This window comes from Burkholderia sp. BKH01, assembly GCF_025685725.1.
Classification (GTDB): Bacteria; Pseudomonadota; Gammaproteobacteria; order Burkholderiales; family Burkholderiaceae; genus Burkholderia; species Burkholderia pyrrocinia_C.
Map to the genome: position 1 here is coordinate 1 of NZ_JAOTQT010000012.1, position 21,472 is coordinate 21,472.

Annotated in this window: 24 protein-coding genes; 10 read left to right on the forward strand and 14 right to left on the reverse strand. The window is 64.2% G+C overall.

The window, feature by feature from the left end:
• Positions 1-245: 245 nt before the first annotated feature.
• From cueR to OEJ37_RS18695, 3 genes are all read left to right on the forward strand, one after another.
• Complete coding sequence (cueR, locus tag OEJ37_RS18685) at positions 246-650, forward strand: Cu(I)-responsive transcriptional regulator (RefSeq protein WP_174422372.1); 405 nt, start codon at positions 246-248, stop codon at positions 648-650.
• 216 nt (positions 651-866) lie between these two features.
• Positions 867-1,013, forward strand: coding sequence for a DUF3563 family protein (locus OEJ37_RS18690; RefSeq protein ID WP_072445473.1), 147 nt, complete (start codon positions 867-869; stop codon positions 1,011-1,013).
• A 114-nt stretch (positions 1,014-1,127) separates the two neighbouring features.
• Positions 1,128-1,496 carry a hypothetical protein gene (locus OEJ37_RS18695; RefSeq protein ID WP_174422373.1) on the forward strand — a complete coding sequence of 123 codons (369 nt, stop codon included), beginning with the start codon at positions 1,128-1,130 and terminating at the stop codon, positions 1,494-1,496.
• A gap of 15 nt (positions 1,497-1,511) precedes the next feature.
• Here the strand turns inward: OEJ37_RS18695 and OEJ37_RS18700 are convergent, their stop codons facing one another.
• Together OEJ37_RS18700 and OEJ37_RS18705 are read right to left on the reverse strand one after the other, a co-directional pair.
• Positions 1,512-2,357, reverse strand: coding sequence for a 23S rRNA (adenine(2030)-N(6))-methyltransferase RlmJ (locus OEJ37_RS18700; protein ID WP_152865292.1), 846 nt, complete (start codon positions 2,355-2,357; stop codon positions 1,512-1,514).
• A 110-nt stretch (positions 2,358-2,467) separates the two neighbouring features.
• Positions 2,468-3,439, reverse strand: coding sequence for a potassium channel beta subunit family protein (locus OEJ37_RS18705; RefSeq protein WP_174422374.1), 972 nt, complete (start codon positions 3,437-3,439; stop codon positions 2,468-2,470).
• A 163-nt stretch (positions 3,440-3,602) separates the two neighbouring features.
• Between OEJ37_RS18705 and OEJ37_RS18710 the strand changes: the two genes are divergently transcribed.
• The gene (locus tag OEJ37_RS18710) at positions 3,603-4,391 is read left to right on the forward strand and encodes a 3-hydroxybutyrate dehydrogenase (protein WP_263345072.1); all 789 of its coding nucleotides are present in this window, start codon (positions 3,603-3,605) and stop codon (positions 4,389-4,391) included.
• Positions 4,392-4,511: 120 nt separating this feature from the next.
• Here OEJ37_RS18710 and OEJ37_RS18715 read toward each other — a convergent pair whose 3' ends face one another.
• Positions 4,512-5,711, reverse strand: a complete 1,200-nt coding sequence (locus OEJ37_RS18715; RefSeq protein ID WP_111016555.1) for an amino acid aminotransferase — start codon at positions 5,709-5,711, stop codon at positions 4,512-4,514.
• A gap of 251 nt (positions 5,712-5,962) precedes the next feature.
• Between OEJ37_RS18715 and uvrB the strand changes: the two genes are divergently transcribed.
• The 5 genes from uvrB to OEJ37_RS18740 all read left to right on the forward strand — a co-directional run bounded on the left by uvrB (position 5,963) and on the right by OEJ37_RS18740 (position 11,516).
• Positions 5,963-8,053 carry an excinuclease ABC subunit UvrB gene (uvrB, locus tag OEJ37_RS18720; RefSeq protein ID WP_174422070.1) on the forward strand — a complete coding sequence of 697 codons (2,091 nt, stop codon included), beginning with the start codon at positions 5,963-5,965 and terminating at the stop codon, positions 8,051-8,053.
• A gap of 227 nt (positions 8,054-8,280) precedes the next feature.
• Positions 8,281-8,832: an iron transporter gene (locus OEJ37_RS18725; RefSeq protein ID WP_072445376.1), complete on the forward strand. Its 552-nt coding sequence runs from the start codon at positions 8,281-8,283 to the stop codon at positions 8,830-8,832.
• 55 nt (positions 8,833-8,887) lie between these two features.
• A complete protein-coding gene (locus tag OEJ37_RS18730) occupies positions 8,888-9,220 on the forward strand; it encodes a cupredoxin domain-containing protein (RefSeq protein ID WP_047898577.1) in 333 nt (110 codons plus the stop codon).
• A gap of 59 nt (positions 9,221-9,279) precedes the next feature.
• Entirely contained in the window at positions 9,280-10,122 is an 843-nt protein-coding gene (locus OEJ37_RS18735) for an FTR1 family protein (protein WP_263345074.1), read from the forward strand.
• On the forward strand, positions 10,119-11,516 hold the full coding sequence (locus tag OEJ37_RS18740; protein ID WP_263345075.1) for a 4Fe-4S binding protein: 1,398 nt from the start codon (positions 10,119-10,121) through the stop codon (positions 11,514-11,516). Before OEJ37_RS18735 ends, OEJ37_RS18740 begins: the two co-directional genes overlap by 4 nt.
• Positions 11,517-11,769: 253 nt before the next feature.
• Here the strand turns inward: OEJ37_RS18740 and hemP are convergent, their stop codons facing one another.
• From hemP to OEJ37_RS18755, 3 genes are all read right to left on the reverse strand, one after another.
• Positions 11,770-12,015: a hemin uptake protein HemP gene (hemP, locus tag OEJ37_RS18745; RefSeq protein WP_174422073.1), complete on the reverse strand. Its 246-nt coding sequence runs from the start codon at positions 12,013-12,015 to the stop codon at positions 11,770-11,772.
• Positions 12,016-12,152: 137 nt separating this feature from the next.
• Positions 12,153-12,635 (reverse strand): SRPBCC family protein, encoded by a 483-nt coding sequence (locus OEJ37_RS18750; RefSeq protein WP_174422074.1) that lies wholly within the window; start codon positions 12,633-12,635, stop codon positions 12,153-12,155.
• A gap of 100 nt (positions 12,636-12,735) precedes the next feature.
• Entirely contained in the window at positions 12,736-13,608 is an 873-nt protein-coding gene (locus tag OEJ37_RS18755) for a pirin family protein (protein WP_263345077.1), read from the reverse strand.
• Between the two features lie 122 nt (positions 13,609-13,730).
• Between OEJ37_RS18755 and OEJ37_RS18760 the strand changes: the two genes are divergently transcribed.
• Positions 13,731-14,705 (forward strand): LysR family transcriptional regulator, encoded by a 975-nt coding sequence (locus OEJ37_RS18760; protein ID WP_152865264.1) that lies wholly within the window; start codon positions 13,731-13,733, stop codon positions 14,703-14,705.
• Between the two features lie 410 nt (positions 14,706-15,115).
• On the opposite strand, the gene OEJ37_RS18765 is transcribed toward OEJ37_RS18760, so the two are convergent.
• From OEJ37_RS18765 to OEJ37_RS18800, 8 genes are all read right to left on the reverse strand, one after another.
• Complete coding sequence (locus OEJ37_RS18765; RefSeq protein WP_174422076.1) at positions 15,116-15,544, reverse strand: ExbD/TolR family protein; 429 nt, start codon at positions 15,542-15,544, stop codon at positions 15,116-15,118.
• A gap of 13 nt (positions 15,545-15,557) precedes the next feature.
• Positions 15,558-16,289: a MotA/TolQ/ExbB proton channel family protein gene (locus OEJ37_RS18770; RefSeq protein WP_174422077.1), complete on the reverse strand. Its 732-nt coding sequence runs from the start codon at positions 16,287-16,289 to the stop codon at positions 15,558-15,560.
• Positions 16,290-16,325: 36 nt separating this feature from the next.
• Positions 16,326-17,054 (reverse strand): energy transducer TonB, encoded by a 729-nt coding sequence (locus OEJ37_RS18775; RefSeq protein WP_263345078.1) that lies wholly within the window; start codon positions 17,052-17,054, stop codon positions 16,326-16,328.
• Positions 17,055-17,272: 218 nt separating this feature from the next.
• Positions 17,273-17,509, reverse strand: coding sequence for a bacterioferritin-associated ferredoxin (locus OEJ37_RS18780; protein WP_152865256.1), 237 nt, complete (start codon positions 17,507-17,509; stop codon positions 17,273-17,275).
• 150 nt (positions 17,510-17,659) lie between these two features.
• Positions 17,660-18,517: a glutamate racemase gene (gene murI, locus OEJ37_RS18785; RefSeq protein ID WP_263345079.1), complete on the reverse strand. Its 858-nt coding sequence runs from the start codon at positions 18,515-18,517 to the stop codon at positions 17,660-17,662.
• 19 nt (positions 18,518-18,536) lie between these two features.
• A complete protein-coding gene (gene bfr / locus OEJ37_RS18790) occupies positions 18,537-19,013 on the reverse strand; it encodes a bacterioferritin (protein WP_152865252.1) in 477 nt (158 codons plus the stop codon).
• A gap of 193 nt (positions 19,014-19,206) precedes the next feature.
• Positions 19,207-20,730 (reverse strand): fumarate hydratase, encoded by a 1,524-nt coding sequence (locus OEJ37_RS18795; protein ID WP_043188737.1) that lies wholly within the window; start codon positions 20,728-20,730, stop codon positions 19,207-19,209.
• 34 nt (positions 20,731-20,764) lie between these two features.
• Entirely contained in the window at positions 20,765-21,373 is a 609-nt protein-coding gene (locus OEJ37_RS18800; RefSeq protein ID WP_263345080.1) for a TIGR00645 family protein, read from the reverse strand.
• Positions 21,374-21,472: the final 99 nt, after the last annotated feature.

Genomic DNA, 21,472 nt, shown 5'->3' on the forward strand with positions numbered 1-21,472 from the left:
AAACCCCCGCCCGAACAGGCGGGGGTTTTTGCATTGGCGCGGACAAAATGCAGGCCGGCCGGGCAAGGGGCGCCGTGCTCCATCATCGCATCCCGTCGGCACACGCCGGATCAGCCGTCTTCCATTCGTCTACCCGCGCCCGTCGCGGAACGAAACCGCGTGATTTGATACGATCGAAATGTCTTCGGCGATTGCGTTCGTCGACGTTCATGTTCGAAACCGGGGCTTGATGGAGAGGGTGGGGAATGAATATCGGCGACGCGTCGCGCGAATCCGGAGTCAGCGCAAAAATGATCCGGTACTACGAGGAGGTCGGCCTTCTTGCGCCGAGCAAGCGGACCGACGCCGGCTACCGGATCTACGGTGCGGATGAAATCCACATCCTGCGCTTCATCCGTCAGGCGCGACGGCTCGGCTTTCTCGTCGAGGACATCCGCAAGCTGCTGATGCTCTGGCAAGACCGCTCCCGCGCCAGCGCCGAGGTGAAGTCGATCGCCCTCGAGCACGTGGCCGAACTCGACAAGCGCATCGCGGAGCTAAGCGACATGCGTGATACGCTGGCCGACCTGGCCGCGCACTGCCATGGTGATGGGCGACCCGAATGCCCGATTTTGGCGCGCCTGGCCGATCCTGTCAGTGAACCAGATTAGTGCGTGCACTCGAGGCCGGAAATGGGCGCCTGATTCAACTTCTATAAAAATCAATGGGTTACGCTCAGTGTGCGTAAGTTCATTCCAAATTGGAATGGTTCCCATGCAAGTATTTCACTAGCATCTTGGTGCGGCGTCGTTATAATTCGGGAATACCCTATACGGGAAATCCCTGAATCTCGATTCGCCAGGGGTCCCCCTTCCTTGGAGAACATCATGATCGCCTACATCGTCGAAAAGCTGAGCAACTGGTTCGAATCCGCAGAACGTGAGCGCCGTGAGGCTTACCTCGCCACGTCGTCGGACATCGTCCAGCTCGAGCACCGAATCCGCTCGCTCGAAACCAACGGCTACTCGCTGTAATCGGAGTTACCGTCAGGTGCCGTGTGGCACCGAACGATAAGCAAGCCCCGTATTGACGGGGCTTTGTTTTTTTGTGCGCCGGATCTGGCGAAATCGACGATGCGGCGCTATGGTATGGACCTGCTTTTCATCGTGAAGGACACGATCATGCGTTTGCGTCTCGATGTGCGTCGCAGCACTCGCGCGCGTCTCGTTCTGGGCGCTGCCGTGCTTGTCCATGGCCTCGCGGCCGGTGCCGCGACTTCGTCCAAACCGCTGATTCTCGATACGCAGCATGGTATCCAGGACGGCAAGGGCGGGCTGGTGCTGCAGACAGCGCCTTTGTCTTCCGAGCCGATCGTCGAGCCGGCGGGCATGCGGGCTCCGGCCGGGCAAGCGCCGAATACGTCGGTGCCGCTGTTCGTTGCGCCGTATATCAATGTGCCCGGCTGGGGCGTGCCGCCGGCCAACCAGCCGAGACTCGCGCCGCGGCCGCAGCCGTAACGGCCGGTCGCCCGATCAGTTTCCGCGCTGCTCGATCTGACAGCGGGCGCCGCTATCCTGGCCCAGCATCTCGACCAGATAGGGCAGTGCCTCGTTCATGCTCTGCGCGAGCGTATACGGCGGATTCAGGATGAACATCCCGCTGCCGTAGAGGCCCAGTCCGTCAGCAGGCGGATTCGATACCGTCAGCGTCAGGTGCAGCCAATTGTTCGGTTGCAGGCGCTTCAACTGCTCGGGAAAGCGCTGCGATTCCGTCCGCGCGACCTGCGGATACCAGATCGCATAGCAGCCCGTCGCGAAACGCTTCAGACATTCCGTCACGCAGCTTACCGTGCGCGCGTAATCCTTCTTGTCCTCGTAGGACGGGTCGATTAGCACGAGCGCACGTCGCGGCGGCGGCGGCAGCAGCGCCTTGATGCCTTCGAAGCCGTCGCCGGCGAAGATCATCGCGCGTCGCCCCGCGTCGCGGAAGTTGTGGCGCAGCACGTCGATCTCCGTCGTGTGCATTTCGAACAGGCGCATCCGGTCCTGTTCGCGCATCGATCGCCATGCGATATAAGGGGAACCGGGGTAGAAGCGCAGTTCACCGTCGTCGTTCAGTGCGCGTACTTCGTCCACGTAATCGCCCAGCGCTTCCGGCAGGTTCTTGTCGTTCCACAGTCGGCCGATGCCGGTGTCGAATTCCGCTGTCTTTGCCGCGTAGCCGTCGCGCAGCGAGTACACGCCGGCCCCGGCATGCGTGTCGATGTACCAGTACGACTTGTCTTTCTTGTTCAGGTAGCGCAGCAGTTGGACGACGACGGCGTGCTTGAGCACGTCCGCGTGGTTGCCTGCGTGAAAACCGTGACGATAACTGAGCATGGCGGGCTGCCTGAAACAGAAGGTGAATCGATGAAAGCGGTCGATCGTGCGCGGCCGTCGGGCCGGCGCCGATGCGGTCGCGTATTGTACGCGAGTGGCCGTGAGTCGCCTTACTCGTATGCGTCGCCGACCACCTCCTCGATGCGTTGCTTCACATCCGGCGTCAGCTTCGCGGCGACGTCGAGCGCGCGCATGTTCTCGCCGATCTGCTCGATTCGCGATGCGCCGGTGATCACCGAACTCACGTGCGGATTCGCGAGCACCCAAGCGATCGCGAGCTGGCCGGTGCTGCAGCCGAGGTCGGCCGCGATCCCGCCGAGCCGTTCGACGATGTCGTTGCTGGCCTGATCGGTCAGGCGGTCGCGCATCCAGTCGTAGCCCTGCAACTGCGCGCGGCTGCCCGGCGGCACGCCGTTGCGGTACTTGCCGGTGAGCAGGCCCGAGGCCAGCGGGCTCCAGGTCGTGAGGCCCAGGCCGTAGTCGTCGTAGAGCCGCGCATATTCCCGTTCGACCCGCGTGCGGTGGAACAGGTTGTACTGGGGTTGCTCGACGACCGGCTTGTGCAGGTGATGCCGTTCGGCGATCTCGCACGCGGCGCGGATCTCGTCGGCGCTCCATTCCGACGTGCCCCAGTACAGCGCCTTGCCGCGCACGATCATGTCGCTCATCGCCCAGACGGTTTCCTCGATCGGTGTGTTCGGGTCGGGGCGATGGCAATAGACGAGGTCGACATAGTCGAGCTGCAGCCGGCGCAGCGAGCCGTCGATTGCGTTCAGCAGGTATTTCCGGTTCAGCGTGTGATACTGGTTCGGCGCTTCCGCGAGCCCCCAGAAGAACTTCGTGGACACGATATAGCTGATGCGCGGCCAGTCGAGCGACTTGAGCGCGTGGCCCATGATTTCCTCGGATTTGCCGCCGGCATACACCTCGGCGTTGTCGAAGAAATTGACACCCGCGTCGCGGGCCGCGGCGAGGCATTCGCGTGCGACCCGCTGGTCGACCTGGTTGCCGTATGTGACCCACGAGCCGAGCGAGAGCTCGCTGATCTGCAGGCCGGAACGGCCTAGCCGTCGATAGTGCATGCGAATCTCCTGCGTGACAGAACCGACCTTAAGCTTAGACGTTTTGCGCGCGAACGGTGGGGCCGATCGTGCACAATGGCGGCTGGCCCGCCGGTACGGTCGCGCGACGAAGCGGATGCGGCGGGCGCGTGTTTTATCGATCCGATAACGGGAGGAGACGGACATGGCAGCAGAGCTGAATGGCAAGACCGCAGTCGTCACGGGCGCCGCGAGCGGCATCGGCAAGGAAATCGCACTCGAGCTCGCGAAGGCGGGCGCGGCTGTCGCGATCGCCGACCTGAACCAGGACGGCGCGAATGCGGTCGCCGACGAGATCAACAAGGCAGGCGGCAAGGCGATCGGCGTCGCGATGGACGTGACGAACGAGGAAGCCGTGAACAGCGGCATCGACAAGGTTGCCGAAACGTTCGGCTCGGTCGACATCCTCGTGTCGAACGCGGGCATCCAGATCGTGAACCCGATCGAGAACTACTCGTTCTCCGACTGGAAGAAGATGCAGGCGATCCACGTCGACGGCGCGTTCCTGACGACGAAGGCCGCGCTCAAGCACATGTACAAGGACGATCGCGGCGGCGTCGTGATCTACATGGGTTCGGTGCACTCGCACGAAGCGTCGCCGCTGAAGTCCGCGTACGTGACGGCCAAGCACGGGCTGCTCGGCCTCGCACGCGTGCTCGCGAAGGAAGGCGCGAAGCACAACGTGCGCTCGCACGTCGTGTGTCCTGGCTTCGTGCGCACGCCGCTGGTCGACAAGCAGATTCCGGAGCAGGCGAAGGAGCTCGGGATCAGCGAAGAGGAAGTGGTGAAGAAGGTGATGCTCGGCAACACGGTCGACGGCGTGTTCACGACGGTGCAGGACGTCGCGCAGACGGTGCTGTTCCTGTCGGCGTTCCCAAGCGCCGCGTTGACGGGCCAGTCGTTCGTCGTCAGTCACGGCTGGTTCATGCAGTAACGCGTGCACGGGCGGTGTAGCCGCCCGCCGCGTCGAATGGCACAAAAAAACGCGCTCCGGGGAGCGCGTTTTTCATTTCGGCAGGGCGGGACGGGGCCGGTGACGGCTGCCGGTGCCGAGTTACTTCAGCACGGCTGCGATTGCATTGGCGACCGTGTCGAGGTTGCGCGTATTCAGCGCTGCGACGCAGATCCGGCCCGTGCCGACCGCATAGATGCCGAACTCGTCGCGCAGGCGATCGACTTGCGCCGAGGTCAGGCCCGAGTAAGAGAACATTCCGCGCTGCGCGTTGATGAAGCTGAAGTCGCGATCGACGCCGCTTGCCTTCAGGCGCTCGACGAGACCGTTGCGCATCGCGCGGATGCGATCGCGCATTTCGCCGAGTTCCTGCACCCACGAAGCGTGCAGTTCCGGCGATGCGAGCACCGCTGCGACGACCGCGCCGCCATGGGTCGGCGGGTTCGAGTAGTTCGTGCGGATCACGCGCTTCAGTTGCGACAGCACGCGCGTGGCTTCTTCCTTGCTCGACGTGATGATCGACAGCGCGCCGACGCGCTCGCCGTAGAGCGAGAACGACTTCGAGAACGACGACGACACGAACGCGTTCAGGTCGGCCGCGGCAAACAGGCGCACGGCGGCCGCATCGGCCTCGATGTTCTCGCCGAAGCCCTGGTAGGCCATGTCGAGGAACGGCACGAGGTTGCGCGCCTTCACGACGTCGACGACTTGTTGCCATTGCGCTTCGGTCAGGTCCACGCCGGTCGGGTTGTGGCAGCACGCGTGCAGCACGACGACCGTGCCTGCCGCATAGCCGTTCAGCGCCGACAGCATGCCTTCGAAGTTCACGCCGTTGGTGGCGGCGTCGTAATATGGGTACGCGACGACTTCGAAGCCGGCCGCCTCGAACAGCGCGCGGTGGTTTTCCCAGCTCGGATCGCTGATCGCGACCTTCACGTTCGGATTCACGGTGCGCAGGAAATCAGCGCCGATCTTCAGCGCGCCCGTGCCGCCCAGCGCCTGGGCCGTGACCACGCGGCCTGCCGCGATCAGCGGTGAATCGTTGCCGAGCAGCAGCTTCTGCACAGCCGCATCGTAGGCGGCAATCCCGTCGATCGGAAGGTAGCCGCGCGGCAGGCCAGCTTCGACACGCACCTTTTCTGCTTCGCGAACCGCGCGCAGCAGCGGAATCTTGCCTTCTTCGTTCGTGTACACGCCGACGCCGAGGTTGACCTTGGTCGGACGCGCATCGGCGTTGAAGGCTTCGTTCAGGCCCAGGATCGGGTCGCGGGGAGCAAGCTGGACAGCGGAGAAGAGCGACATGATGATTCGGCAGTAGTGAAAAGAGGGTCAGGCTTTCAGCCGGCGGGGCGGGCGCAGCGAACCGCGCGCCAACGGGCGCGACGCCGGAAAGCGCAGCAGCCTGACATTGTAGCGAATTCGCGCTGGCGGGGGCGCGCGATTCGGCGGCGAATCGCGATTTCGGGCGGCCGTCGCGCGTCAGGAGCCGACAGCAGTTCGCGCGGCCGCGAAGCGCTAGAATGCTTTCTTTGCCCTCGCTCCAGCCGCATTCCATGTCCGAACATCATGCCGAAGCCGGCGACGCGCTCGACGAATCCAAATTCGTCACCTTCGAAGGGTCGCCGTTCCAGCTGTATCAACCGTATCCGCCCGCAGGCGACCAGCCGACCGCGATCGACACGCTCGTCGAAGGCATCGGCGACGGCCTTGCCTTCCAGACGCTGCTCGGTGTGACGGGGTCGGGCAAGACCTTCACGATGGCGAACACGATCGCGCGGCTCGGCCGCCCGGCGATCGTGTTCGCGCCGAACAAGACACTCGCGGCCCAGCTCTATGCCGAGTTCCGCGAGTTCTTCCCGCGCAACGCGGTCGAGTACTTCGTCTCGTACTACGACTACTACCAGCCTGAGGCCTACGTGCCGCAGCGCGACCTGTTCATCGAGAAGGATTCGTCGATCAACGAGCACATCGAGCAGATGCGGCTGTCGGCGACGAAGAGCCTGATGGAGCGCCGCGACGTGGTGATCGTCGCGACGGTGTCGGCGATCTACGGTATCGGCAACCCGTCCGAATACCACCAGATGATCCTGACGCTGCGCACCGGCGATAAGCTCGGCCAGCGCGACGTGATCGCGCGGCTGATCGCGATGCAATACACGCGCAACGAGCAGGATTTCCAGCGCGGCACGTTCCGCGTGCGCGGCGACACGATCGACATCTTCCCGGCCGAACACGCGGAAATGGCCGTGCGCGTCGAACTGTTCGACGACGAAGTCGAGACGCTCCACCTGTTCGACCCGCTGACCGGGCGCGTGCGGCAGAAGATTTCGCGCTTCACCGTGTATCCGTCGTCGCACTATGTGACGCCGCGCGACACCGTGATGCGAGCGGTCGAGACGATCAAGGACGAATTGCGCGAACGCCTCGAGTTCTTCCACCGCGACGGCAAGCTCGTCGAGGCGCAGCGCCTCGAGCAGCGCACGCGCTTCGATCTCGAGATGCTGCAGGAGCTCGGCTTCTGCAAGGGCATCGAAAACTACTCGCGGCATTTCTCGGGTGCGGAGCCTGGAGATCCGCCGCCGACGCTCGTCGACTACCTGCCGCCCGACGCGCTGATGCTGCTCGACGAATCGCACGTGCTGATCGGCCAGTTGAACGGCATGTACAACGGCGACCGCGCACGCAAGGAAAACCTCGTCAATTACGGGTTTCGCTTGCCGTCGGCACTCGACAACCGGCCGCTCAAGTTCCCCGAGTTCGAACGCAAGATGCGTCAGGTCGTGTTCGTGTCGGCCACGCCGGCCGACTACGAGAAGCGCGTGACGGGGCAGGTTGCGGAACAGGTCGTGCGGCCGACGGGGCTCGTCGATCCGGAAATCGAAGTGCGGCCGGCGAGCTCGCAGGTCGACGACGTGCTGACCGAGATCAACGCGCGCGTGAAGGCCGGCGAGCGCGTGCTGATCACCGTGCTGACGAAGCGCATGGCCGAACAGCTCACCGAGTTTCTGGCCGACCATGGTGTCAAGGTGCGCTACCTGCACAGCGACATCGACACGGTCGAGCGGGTCGAGATCATCCGCGACCTGCGGCTCGGCACGTTCGACGTGCTGGTCGGGATCAACCTGCTGCGCGAGGGCCTCGACATTCCGGAAGTGTCGCTCGTCGCGATCCTCGATGCGGACAAGGAAGGCTTCCTGCGCGCCGAACGCTCGCTGATCCAGACGATCGGCCGCGCCGCGCGGAACGTGAACGGCAAGGCGATTCTCTACGCCGACACGATGACCGAGTCGATGAAGCGCGCGATCGGCGAAACCGAGCGCCGCCGCGCGAAGCAGATCGCGCACAACGAGAAAATGGGCATTACGCCGCGTGGTGTCGTGAAACGCATCAAGGACATCATCGACGGCGTCTACAACGCGGACGAGGCGCGCGCGGAACTGAAGGAAGCGCAGCAGCGCGCGAAATTCGAGGACATGTCGGAAAAGCAGCTCGCGAAGGAAATCAAGCGTCTCGAGAAGCAGATGGCCGACTACGCGAAGAACCTCGAATTCGAGAAGGCCGCTGCGACGCGGGATCAGCTTGCGCTGCTGCGCGAGCGTGTGTTCGGCGCGAACGTCGGCGACCACATCAGCGGCGGCCGGTAAATCTTTCCAAACGTCACCAAAACCTGTCAGTAACCGGTCTGTAAGCCTTGTCGGATCAGGGGTTTACGCGGTATCCGGTTTGTTCCGAAACAGGTTCGGTGCTAAACTCCACAATTATTGAGAATTGTTCGCATTAGCGTTCTTCATTGCGTTAGTGTTTTCAGCGAGCCGCCCCGGCGGCGGCCCGCATGTCGTCAAGATAGTCAGACAAATAACAAGGAGTGTCCATGTTGGGTTCTTCGTTCATCCGCACGACGGTTGCGGTAGCAGCGGCGCTTGCCGCGATGTCGGCCTCGGCTGCCGAATATCCGATCGGCAAGCAGCAGATCCAGGGCGGCATGGAAATCGGCGCGGTGTACCTGCAGCCGATCACGATGGATCCGGAAGGGATGATGCGCAAGGCGTCGGATTCCGACATCCACCTCGAGGCCGACATCCATGCGGTCAAGAACAACCCGACGGGTTTCGCCGAAGGCGACTGGATGCCGTATCTGCAGGTCACGTACAAGCTGACGAAGCAGGGCGACACGAAGTGGAAGTCTGAAGGCGACCTGATGGGCATGGTCGCGAGCGACGGTCCGCACTATGGCGACAATGTGAAGCTGAACGGCCCGGGCAAGTACCACCTGACGATGGTCGTCAAGCCGCCGATGCAGTCGGGCCACATGGCGTTCGGCCGTCACGTCGACAAGGAAACGGGCGTGGGCGCATGGTTCAAGCCCGTTACGCTCGAGTACGACTTCCCGTTCGCCGGTATCGGCAAGAAGGGCGGTTACTGATCGGCGGCATCACGAACGGCGCGCTTCCGCGCGCCGTCGGCGTAGAGAACCCAGAATGAAAATTCCCCAGAAAATCGTTGCTGCAGCCGCTGCATTGTGGCTTGCCGGCGCGGCGTACGCCGCCGATCTGCCGACGTTCAAGCTCGAGATGGCGGACGGCAAGCTGAATCCCGCCCGCATCGAAGTGCCGGCCGGCCAGCGTTTCAAGATCGAGATCAAGAACACCGGCAAGGGCGCCGCCGAATTCGAGAGCGTGCAACTGCGCAAGGAGAAGGTGCTCGCGCCGGGCGCTGATTCGTTCGTGGTCGTCGCTCCGCTGTCGCCGGGCGAATACAAGTTTTTCGACGATTTCCACCAGCAGGCGCAGGGCGTGATCGTCGCGAAGTAACGCGTTTTATCTGCGTGCGGGCACGCTATATCCGTTGCCCCGCGCGTCAGGAGGTATCGATGGGTCAGATCTTGTTCATCGTCTGGCGAGAGAGCGTCGAAGCGCTGCTCGTTGTCGGCATTCTCTATGCATGGCTGAAAAACGGCGACGACGACGCGCGCCGCGGCCTGCCTTTTCTGTGGGCCGGGGTCGGTGTCGGCTTGCTGATGGCGGTCGGCCTGGGCGCCGCGCTGGTCGGTTTCACCGAAGTGCTGTCCGGCGACGCGCAGGACTACTTCCAGACTGCGATGGTGCTGATCGCATGCGTGCTGATCGTGCAGATGGTGCTGTGGATGCGCCGCCACGGCCGCACGCTGAAGCGCGACATGGAGCACTCGCTGCAGCAGAGCACGCGCGATTCGAACTGGTGGGGCGTCGCCGTGCTGGTCGCGCTCGCGATCGCGCGCGAAGGCAGCGAGACGGTGATCTTCCTGTACGGCCTCGGTTTCGGCCAGTCGGGGCACGTTGACGGCAACCAGATGCTCGCGGTCCTGATCGGCCTCGGTCTCGCGTTCCTCACGTTCTATCTGCTGCAGCTCGGCGGCAAGTACTTCTCGTGGCGGCATTTCTTCCGCGTCACCGAAGTGATGCTGCTGTTCCTCGGCGCGGGCCTGTTCCAGACCGGCGTCGACAAGCTGATCGACAAGGAAATCCTGCCGCTCGGCATTTCGCAGGTGTGGGACACGTCCGCGATCCTCGATGATTCGGGCACGTTCGGCTCGCTGGTCGCGACGCTGACAGGCTATCGCGCGCACCCGGCACTGACCAACCTGGTCGCCTATGCAGTGTATTGGGCGGTCGTCTGGTTGCTGATGAAGCGCGCGAGCCGTCGTCCGGCCGTTACCGCGGGCCGCGCGGCATGAGCGTTGTCGCCGCAGCCAAACCCGGCTGGCTCGCGCAGGCCGGCCAGTGGATGCAGCGCCGCGGTGCGTTGATCCGCGGCATCCAGTGGGTCGTCGTCGCTGTCTACGCATTCCTGATCATCGTGCCGGCGGTGTTGCCGCTGCCGGACGATTCCGCGCATCTGTGGAGCAACCTCACGCTGATCGCGCAATTCACGTTCTGGGGCATCTGGTGGCCGTTCGTGCTGCTGTCGATGGTGATGCTCGGCCGCGTCTGGTGCGGCGTGCTGTGCCCGGAAGGCGCCCTCACCGAATACGCAAGCAAGTTCGGTCGCGGCGGCCCGATTCCGCGCTGGATACGGTGGGGCGGCTGGCCGTTCGTCGCATTCGGGATCACGACGATCTACGGGCAGATGGTGAGCGTGTACCAGTACCCGCTCGCGGTGTTGTTCGTGCTCGGCGGCTCGACTGTCGGCGCGATCGTGATCGGTGTGCTGTACGGCCGTGAGAAGCGCGTGTGGTGCAAGTACTTGTGCCCGGTCAACGGCGTGTTCGGGCTGCTCGCGCGGCTTGCGCCAATGCGCTACAAGGTCGACGAGGACGCGTGGCGCCGTTCGTACAAGAATGGCGAGCACGGTCATCGCGTGATTCCGATCAACTGCGCACCGCTCGTGCCGTTGCGCAACATGAAGGGCGCCGCGGCGTGCCATATGTGCGGCCGCTGCAGCGGGCATCGCGACGCGATCTCGCTGTCGTTGCGCTCGCCGTCCGACGAAGTCGTGAACCTCGGCGCGCAGCAGGCGAGCCCGTGGGACACCGCGCTGATCCTGTACGGCCTGCTCGGTGTCGCGATCGGCGCGTTCCACTGGACCGTCAGTCCGTGGTTCGTGCAGATCAAGCAATGGCTCGCGGGCTGGCTGATCGACCGTGACATCACGTGGCCGCTCGAAACCAATGCGCCGTGGTTCCTGCTCACGCATTATCCGGATCGCAACGACGTGTTCTCCTGGCTCGACGGCGGCCTGATCGTCAGCTACATCGTCGGCACGGGGCTCGTGTACGGCACGGCGCTGCTGGTGCTGCTGGCAGGCGCCACGCTGATGCTCGGCCGCTTCGATCGCGTGCGGCTGCATCACCTCGCGCAGGCGCTGATTCCGATCGCGGGCGCGGGCGTGTTCCTCGGGCTGTCGGCAACGACGTTGTCGTTGCTGCGCGCCGAGCATGTGCCGCTCGGCTGGGCGACCGATGTGCGCATCGCGATCCTGGTCGGCGCCAACGCGTGGAGTGCGTGGCTCGCGTGGAAGGTGACGGGGCGCTATGCGGCCTGGCCGCGCCGGCTCGCGGCATTCGCATGGTTCGCCGTCGGGCTTGCCGTCGTCGACAGCGCATGGTGGTTGATGTTCTGGGGCTTCTGAAGCGGCTCGCGTGCCGCTTCGGCTCAATGCGGGCGATCTGCTTCACGCATTGGACGCTCAAACAAAAAAGCGACACGTCGAAGGACGTGTCGCTTTTTTTCTTCCTTGTGCGAGAACCAAAAAAAGTGGCTTGGCTTGCTGCAACGGCTGCTTGAGTGTGTTTGCACGAAGGGGTCTAGATCTCGCGTGCAAGCCGTTACGCTGGCTAATGCCCAACACCTCTCAGGGAGGTGGTCCCCACAATACTCGGTCGTTACTTCGTCAGGATCAGTTTGCCGAGCCGTGTGGCACGCAACTGATAGGTCTCTCCGTTATGCGCGATGCTGATGTGGCTGTGGCCTTGCAGCAGCGCATCGCTGCTGACGACCCGCGTGCCTGCATCGCGGTTGCCGGCGGGCTTCGCCGGCGTCGTGACCGCTGCCGTCTTTTGACGGCTGCTGCCTGCGGTGCCGGTCGGGCGGCGCAAGGTCAGCGTGGTCGGGCGCATGGTGTCGGTCATTCGGTTGATCGGTGACTGTCGATACGATGGAATGAATTCTAAATGATAACTATTCCCATTTACAAAAACTCTTTATCGATCGAGGCGGCGGACTTGATAGCTTGAATCAAAGGGCGGCCCGCAGGCCGCCACCGGGCTCAGTGCAGCGGATCTGGGTCCTTGCGGCCCTGTGCGTATTCGCGGATCAGGCGGACCGTGTCGATATCCGACGTGCGGTACGCTTCCTTGACGATTCCGTGCGTCTGTCGCGCTTCTTCGCTGTCGTCCGACACGGTCAGCGTCGTGCGGTATTCGAAACGCAGGAACAGCTCGTGGTCGTCACGCTCCTCGATCGTCATCGTCAGCGAGCCGCCTATCTCGCCATCGGCCGCGCGGATATCGTAGCGGACCTGCTGGTTCGGCGTGAACGTGACGTGGTCGCGCACGGTCGCGTGGCCGTAGTGCAGTTCACGTTCGAGCGTCGTGTCGGTCCGTTCGCGGATGTCGCAGCTGTCGAGGCCGAGCACGAACAGTTGCGGCTGTTCGGCCCGCAACACGAGGCCTTCCCAGAGCTGGTCGCGGGTGAGGGCAGGCACGGCCGGATCGTCGGAGTTGATCTGGATCAGATGTTCGAAGTTCAAGGGGACAGATTCCTTCTGGTGGTGGGCGGCCACATGGTTCAAGAAGTTATTGTGACGCAAAACCATCCGTTTCGCGGCACCTGCCGCCCCGGATCGGGCGTCAGGCCTCGATGCGGCCCATGCGGCCGGTCTGGTAGTCGACGACGGCCTGCCGGATCTCTTCCTCGGTATTCATCACGAACGGGCCGTAGCGGACGATCGGCTCGTTGAGCGGCACGCCGCCGATCAGCAGCAGGTCGAGCGGCGTGTCGCCGGCGGCGAACGTGACCGTGTCGCCGTCGTCGCCGTACACGATCATGTGCCGTGCGTCGACAGCCTGCCTGTCAGGCCCGTAGAGGCCCGTGCCGTCGATCGGATAGGCAAACACGCGATAGCCGACCGGCACGGGCTGCGTGACCGTTGCACCGGGTTCCAGCGTGAAATGCTGGTAGAGGATCGGCGTGCGTGTCTCGATCGCGGCCCGGACGCCGAACGCTTCACCGGCGATGACGCGCACGCGTGCGCGGCCGTCCGGCGACGTCGCGCTCGGAATGCGGTCGGCCGGGATCTCCTGGTAGCGCGGCGCGATCAGCTTGTCGCGGCGCGGCAGGTTGACCCATAGCTGGAAGCCGTGGGAGCGGCCGCCCGCCTGCGCGAACACCGGGTCCGGCATCTCGCTGTGCACGACGCCGGCGCCGGCTGTCATCCATTGCACGTCGCCGGGGCCGAGTGTGCCAGCATGGCCGGACGAGTCGCGATGGCAAAAGCGTCCGTCGAGTGCGTAGGTCACGGTCTCGAAGCCGCGATGCGGATGGTCGGGAGCGCCCACGGCTTCGCCGGGGGCATAGTCGACGGGGCCCATTTCGTCGAGCAGCAGGAACGGATCGAAGTCCATCAGCAGTCGGGTCGGGAACGGGCGGTGAACCACTAAGCCGCCGCCTTCGGTGGTGCGAAGCGCGGGGTACGTGCGGTCAAGCGAGCGAGCGGTCGTCATGGGGAAGCCCTCGAAATCGTCGAAATAGCGTTATTTTTGAAACACAGCGCTATTATATTGAGCGTTTTACCGTTCGATTTGCGACGGTTCGCAATGGATTGTTCTGAAATTGGAACGATGACATGAATCTCGATGCACATAACCTGAACGACCTGATGTACTTTTCGCAGGTCGTCGAACATGGCGGTTTCTCGGCGGCGGAGCGCGTGCTGGGCATCTCGAAATCGCGCCTGTCGCGGCGCCTGACCGAGCTCGAGGCGGCGCTCGGCGTGCGCCTGCTGCAGCGCTCGACGCGCAAGCTCGCGCTGACCGAGGCGGGAGAACTGTTCTACCAGCATTGCCAGGCGATGCTCGCCGAAGCGCAGGCTGCGATGAACGCGGTGCAGCAGTTGCGCGCGTCGCCGCGCGGCTCGGTGCGTGTCAGCGTGCCTGTCACGCTGTCACAGACGATGCTGTCTCGCATCCTGCCCGAATTCCTGCGCCGTTATCCCGAGGTGAAGGTGCACGTCCGCGTGACGAACCGCGTGATCGACCTGTTCGAGGATTCGATCGACGTCGCGCTGCGCGTGCGCTCGGAGCCGCCGCAGAACGCCAACATCGTCGTGCGGCCGCTGTGGCGCACCGAACAGATGCTGGTCGGCGCGCCGAGTCTGCTGAGCCAGAATGCGCCGCCGCTGGTGCCGGACGACCTGACTTATTTCGAGACGCTCGATACGCCGAGCGTCGACGGGCGGCACGTATTCAACCTGATTGCGCCGGACGGTACGCGCCATGTGCACGAGCATGACCCGCGGCTCGTGACGGCCGACCTGATGACGATCCGCGAGGCCGTGCTCGATGGCCTCGGCATCGCGGCGCTGCCGGAGATGATGTACGGCAACGCGCTGCGCGCGGGCCAACTGTCGCCCGTGATGCCGGGCTGGACGCTGCCGGTGCCGCAACTGTATGCGGTATTCGTGTCGCGGCAGGGGATGCCGCCCGCGGTGCGTGCGTTCGTCGACTACCTGGTCGAGAAGCTCGATCACGGCGCCTACAAGGAGCCGGGTTGCCCCGAGCGCGCGAAGAAGGAAGCGGCGGCCGATGCTTCGGCGACCTGAACACGACGCGCACGACGAGGCAAATTTGTTTTGTCATTGAAGCGTCGCCGGCAATCGCAAGTTTCAATCGCCGGAACCTTGAATGCGCGGGCGGGCGGGCCTATATTGGAATCCCATTTCGTGAAGGAAGTTTCTGAGCGAAATCAGGTGGCCGCATATATTGCGAGCCAGATAGGGCAGAACGCGCAGTCCGTGCAGACCACGGTAGCCGCATTGCGTTGCTCGAGGCGCAACCGATACCGCCGAAGAGCCCGCCGCCCGAAGGCGCCCGCGTGCGCATGAAAAAAGGCCTTCATCTGGCGATGAAGGCCTTTTACTTTGGGGACGCCCGGTTAGGGACGCCCGGTTAGGGACGCCCGCTTAGGGGCGGCCGGCGATGTGCACCTCGCGAGGTGCGAAACGCGCCTGCGTTACTTCGTTTTCGCGCGCGGCTCCGTCACGAAGCCGAGCTTCGTCAGGCCGCCGGCCTGCGCATCCGACATCACTTCGGCCACATGTTCGTATGCAACCTTGCGGTCCGCACGCAGGTGCAACTCCGGCTGCGGCGTGCGTTTCGCGGCTTCCGCAATGCGCGCCTGCAACTGTTCGCGCGTGACCGTGTGGTCGTCCCACAGGATCGTGCCGTCGCCCTGGATCGCGACGTCGACCGTCTGCGGTTTTTCGTCGACGGGCTGGCTGCTGGCGTGCGGCAGGTCGATCTTCACCGCATGCTGCATCGCCGGGATCGTCACGAGGAAAATGATCAGGAGTACGAGCATGACGTCGACGAGCGGCGTCATGTTGATCTCGCTCATCACGGCATCGTCGTCATCGTCGCTGAAACCGGTGTTCATTGCCATGGTTCACCCCGCCTCAGCTGGCGCGCGTCGCGAGACGCAGGCCGTCGCGCGTCGACGACGATGCGAGGCTTGCGCCCGTCACGAAGTACGCGTGCAGGCCATGCGCGAAGCGGCGCAGCTTGCTGACGACACCCTTGTTCGCACGGGTCAGTGCGTTGTAGCCGAGCACGGCCGGGATCGCGACGAACAGGCCGAAGGCCGTCATGATCAGCGATTCGCCGACCGGGCCCGCGACCTGGTCGATCGACGTCTGGCCGGTTGCGCCGATTGCGAGCAGTGCGTGGTAGATCCCCCAGACCGTGCCGAACAGGCCGACGAACGGCGCCGTGCTGCCGATCGACGCGAGGATCGCGAGACCGCTCTGCATGCGCGAGATGCCTTCGTCCATCGTGTCCTTCAGGCAGCGCGTGACCCAGTCGGACACGTCCATGCGGTCGTGCAGGTGCGGTTGCGTCTGGTGGTGGTGATCGGCGGCTTCCTTGCCCGACAGCGCGAGCGCGAGGAACGGGTTGTCGTTCGGCGTCGATGCGGCGAGGCCGAGCTTCTTGACGCCGTCGTCGAAATCGTCCGAATGCCAGAACGCTTGTTCGGCGTTCTTCGTGAGGCGGTTCAGGCGAACCACGTTCCAGCCCTTGACGACGATCACGATCCACGAAAGGACCGACATCACGAGCAGCGTGATTGCAATGGCGCGCGTGACGAAATCACCTTGCGCCCAGACGTGCGCGATACCGTAGCTTTGCATTTTTGTGTTTCCTTTGAATCTACCGAATGAGACGGATTAATCGTCGAGCGTGAAGTTGAAGGGCAGCGTATGGGCGGCACGGATCGCCTGGCCGTTCTCGATATACGGCGGACAGGTGCTGGCGCGCGTCGCATCGAGTGCGGCTTCGTCGAGACGCGGGTAGCCGCTGCTCTTCTGCAACTGGACGCTCTCGATCTTGCCCGTCACGCCGATGATGAAGTGAACATAGGCCGTGCCCGTTTCGCCGCGGCGACGCGACATCGACGGATAGGTGGGCTTCACGAAATTACAGCTGAGTGCAGAAACGTTCTTCGGCGCGCTGACCTGCATCGTTTCGCGAGCCGGGCCGGGCGTGGCGGCCGGCGCAGCAGGAGCAGGCACGGCGGGCGCAGGTGCCGGATCGGCGGCTGCCGGCACGGGTGTCGGCGACGGCGATTGCGCGACCGGCTGGGGCGTCGGCTTGACCGCTTTCTGCGTCGGCTTCGGCTCGACCTTCGGCTTCACGCGCGGCGTGGGCTTCGGCGGTGCGGGCTGCGCGGCCGATTGGACCGCGACCGGCTGCGCAGCAGGCGCGGGCGGGATGAGCTGCGCGGTGATCGACTGGACCTCGATCTCCTTCGGCGGCGGCGCGTTGCGATGGAGCCAGGCGGCCGTCAGCATGACCGCGTGTGCGGCAAGCACACCGACCGCGACGACGATCACTCGGGGATTCATACGTGGTGCAGCCGGCAAGACGCCGGCAGGAGCGGAATGCGAAGCCTGCATGTTAGCTTGAAAGAACGATGTCGCACCCGGGGCGCGGCGGGTGAATCGGCATCACTTGCGGAAGATCAGCAGCGAGATGCAAACGGTGGTCACGAATCCGATCAGCAATTCCATCACAGGCTCCTTGGCAGGTAAGCCGCTGGCTCGCGCAGACGGTGGCTTGCTGACGGTCAAAACAAAAAATGCGGCCGGGGCCGCATATGCACACTCGGCGCCGGTCAGGCGGCCTTGCGTTCGTAGAACGTGACCGGGATCGGGTGAGCGTGATGCTCGACACCGCACCGGCTCGCGCAGACGCCTTGCTCGGCCATGAGGTCGCGTACGGACTCCTCGCACTTGCCGCAGCACGTGGCCACGCCGAGCTCGAACTGGAGTTCATCGAAAGAGTTCATGCCCTCAGCGAGGGACGCGCGAATCTTGCGATCGGAAACAGACTTGCACACGCAGACGATCATGATGAGTTGCGATAGCTAACGGTAATGCGAATTATTATCATTAATTTTGCGGGCGTTGACAAGCCTGGGTCGGGCTTTTTTTAAGGTCATCGGACCCTTGAAACGACGGGGGCGGCGGAGCCGCGTCGGGAGAGGGCGTGCCGGCCCGCGTCAGGCAGTCGCGTAGGCGCGTGCGTTCGGCGAGGAAATGGTGACGGATTCGACTGGCGCATCGAGGCCGAGCAGCGTCGACTCGAGCGCCTGCAATTGCCGGCCGTCGCCGGTCGAGCAGAAGCGGGGCGACGCGACGGGCGTGCCGTCGGGCGCACGCAGGCCGTGCTGGTCGAGTACGCGCGCGAGCTGGAGCGCGATCGCGTCGCTCGTGTCGATGATCGCCATGCGGTCGCCGACAATGTCACGAATCGTTGCGGTGAGGAACGGGTAGTGCGTGCAGCCAAGGACGACCGTATCGGCGCCGTCGTCCAGCATCGGTTGCAGATAGCTGTCGAGCAGCGCGCGCAGCGCGGGCGAGCCTGTGTCGCCGTTCTCGATTGCCTGCACGAGCCCGTGGCCCGGCTGGCAGATGAAGCGGCAACCGGCGCCATGACGTTCGAGCAGCGCCTGGAATCGGGCGCTGCGCAGCGTCGCCTGGGTGGCGAGCACGCCGGCGACGCCGCTCGCGGACTGCTGGACGGCCGGCTTGATGCCCGGCTCGACGCCGACGAGCGGGATCGCGAGATGCTCGCGTACCGCCGCGATCGACTGGGCGGTTGCCGTATTGCAGGCGACGACGAGTGCTTTCGCGCCCTGCCGGACAAACCATTCGCCGATCGCGAGCGTGCGCTCGGTGATGAAGGCGTCGTCGCGCTCGCCGTACGGGATGTAGCGCGTATCGGCGGTATAGACGAACGACTCGCCGGGCAGGTGCGCGCGCACGGCGCGCAGCACCGACAGGCCGCCGAGCCCCGAATCGAAGATTCCGACAGGGGCGGCGGCGCGCATCGCGGGAGCGGCTGGCTGGTTCGTCATCGTCGTGCGGGCGGGGCGATTACTCGGCCGAACCCATCATCGTTTGCTGGTAGTTCTGCAGGCCGACCTTGCCGATCAGGTCGATCTGCGTTTCCAGCCAGTCGATATGCTCTTCGGTGTCGTCGAGGATCTTTTCGAAGATCTCGCGCGACACATAGTCGCGAACCGATTCGCAGTAGGCGATCGCTTCCTTGCACGTGGCCTGCGAGACCTGCTCGAGCTTCAGGTCGCACTTCAGGATTTCTTCGGTTTCCTCGCCGATGAGCAGCTTGTGCAGGTCCTGCAGGTTCGGCAGGCCGTCGAGCATGAACACGCGTTCGATCAGCCAGTCAGCGTGCTTCATTTCGCCGATCGACTCGTCGTACTCGTGCTTGCCGAGCTTGTCGAGGCCCCAGTGCTTGTACATGCGCGCATGCAGGAAGTACTGGTTGATCGCCGTGAGTTCATTCTTCAGTTGGGCGTTCAGATATTCGATGACTTTCTTGTCGCCTTGCATGGCTGTTCCTTGTTCAGTGGGGCTTCAGAAACCGAACGATAATCGCTCGAACGAGAAAAGCCAAGCCTCGCAGCCTTGTCGGGCCTGCCTTTTGCGTGTAATGAGAATCAGCCTTGAAGAACCGGCTGCACGCAATAATGAGAACGGGAAGCAAAAAGGCCGGACTCCCGTCCGGCCTTTCGTGCGATCGCGTTTAAGCGGCTGCGACCGGGATCTTGCCGATCTTCGCCTGCCACTCCTTCGGACCGGTCTGGTGCACCGACGTGCCCGACGAATCGACGGCGACCGTCACCGGCATGTCCTGCACGTCGAACTCGTAGATTGCTTCCATGCCGAGGTCTTCGAACGCGAGCACCTTCGCGCCGCGGATCGCCTTCGACACGAGGTAGGCCGCACCGCCGACCGCCATCAGGTAGGCCGCCTTGTGCTTCTTGATCGCGTCGATCGCGACCGGGCCGCGCTCGGCCTTGCCGACCATCGAGATCAGGCCCGTCTGCGCGAGCATCGTCTCGGTGAACTTGTCCATGCGCGTGGCCGTCGTCGGGCCGGCCGGACCGACCACTTCGTCGCGAACCGGATCGACCGGGCCGACGTAGTAGATCACGCGGTTCGTGAAGTCGACCGGCAGCTTCTCGCCCTTCGCGAGCATGTCGGCGATGCGCTTGTGCGCGGCGTCGCGGCCGGTGAGCATCTTGCCCGACAGCAGCAGCGTCTGGCCCGGCGCCCAGCTCGCGACTTCTTCCGGCGTCAGCGTGTTCAGGTCGACGCGCTTGCTGGTTTCCGTGTTCGGTTCCCACTGGACCTTCGGCCAGGCGTCGAGCGACGGCGCTTCAAGCTTGGCCGGGCCCGAGCCGTCGAGCACGAAGTGCGCGTGGCGCGTGGCCGCGCAGTTCGGGATCAGCGCGACCGGCTTCGACGCGGCGTGCGTCGGTGCGGCCATGATCTTCACGTCGAGCACGGTCGCCAGGCCGCCGAGGCCCTGTGCGCCGATGCCGAGCGCGTTGACCTTCTCGTGCAGCTCGACGCGCAGTTCCTCGACCCAGTCCTTCGGGCCGCGCGCGATGATTTCCTGGATGTCGATCGGCTCCATCAGCGATTCCTTCGCCATCAGCATCGCCTTCTCGGCGGTGCCGCCGATGCCGATCCCGAGCATGCCGGGCGGGCACCAGCCCGCGCCCATCGTCGGGACGGTCTTCAGCACCCAGTCGACGATCGAGTCGGACGGGTTCAGCATCACGAACTTCGACTTGTTCTCCGAGCCGCCGCCCTTCGCCGCGACCTGCACGTCGACCTTGTCGCCCGGCACGATCTCGTAGTGGATCACGGCCGGCGTGTTGTCCTTCGTGTTCTTGCGGGCACCTTCCGGCGGGTTGACGATCGATGCGCGCAGCACGTTGTCCGGGTGCGTGTAACCGCGACGCACGCCTTCGTTGATCATGTCGGTGAGGCCCATCGTCGCGCCGTCCCAGCGCACGTCCATGCCGACCTTCACGAAGATCGTGACGATGCCGGTGTCCTGGCAGATCGGGCGCTTGCCTTCCGCGCACATGCGGCTGTTCGTGAGGATCTGCGCGATCGCGTCCTTCGCGGCCGGGCTCTCTTCCAGCTCGTACGCGCGGCCGAGTGCCTGGATGTAGTCGAGCGGATGGTAGTAGCTGATGTACTGCAGCGAATCCGCGATGCTCTGGATCAGGTCTTCCTGTTTGATGACGGTCATGGCTGAGACTCTGTGAGGACAGTGGGGAATGCGTTTATGCGTTGACGGCCGCTTCGACCGGCTTGCGGGACGCGGCCGCGGCGGGCGCATGCGTCTCGTGGAAATGGGCCGGGTGCGTGTGGGTCGTCAGGCGGTCGACCCACGCCATCACGAGCGCCGACACGAGGAACGACACGTGGATGATCACCTGCCACATGATCGCGTGCGTGGTGTGCTGGTCGGGGTTGATGAACGTCTTCAGCAGGTGGATCGACGAAATGCTGATCAGCGCCATCGACAGCTTGACCTTCAGCACGCCCGCGTTCACGTGATCGAGCCACTCGGGCTCGTCGGGGTGGCCCTCGATGCCGAGGCGCGACACGAACGTTTCGTAACCGCCGACGATCACCATGATCAGCAGGTTCGAGATCATCACCACGTCGATCAGGCCGAGCACCGCGAGCATCACGCTGACTTCGTCGAGGCCGGCCGCATGCGACAGCAGGTGCCAGACTTCCTTCAGGAACAGGAACACGTAGACGGCTTGCGCGACGATCAGGCCCAGGTAAAGCGGAACCTGGAGCCAGCGGCTCATGAAAATCAACGCGGGAAGCGGGCGAAGCGGGCGACGGGCGGGGCGGCCGGGCGAATGCGGGGCGGACATGATGGCGGTGCGGGCGCGGTGCGCAGGTATCGGGGGTAATCTTGAAATGGCGCGCTATTGTAACGCGTCGGCCGGCGCGACTGCAGCGACGCGCCGGCA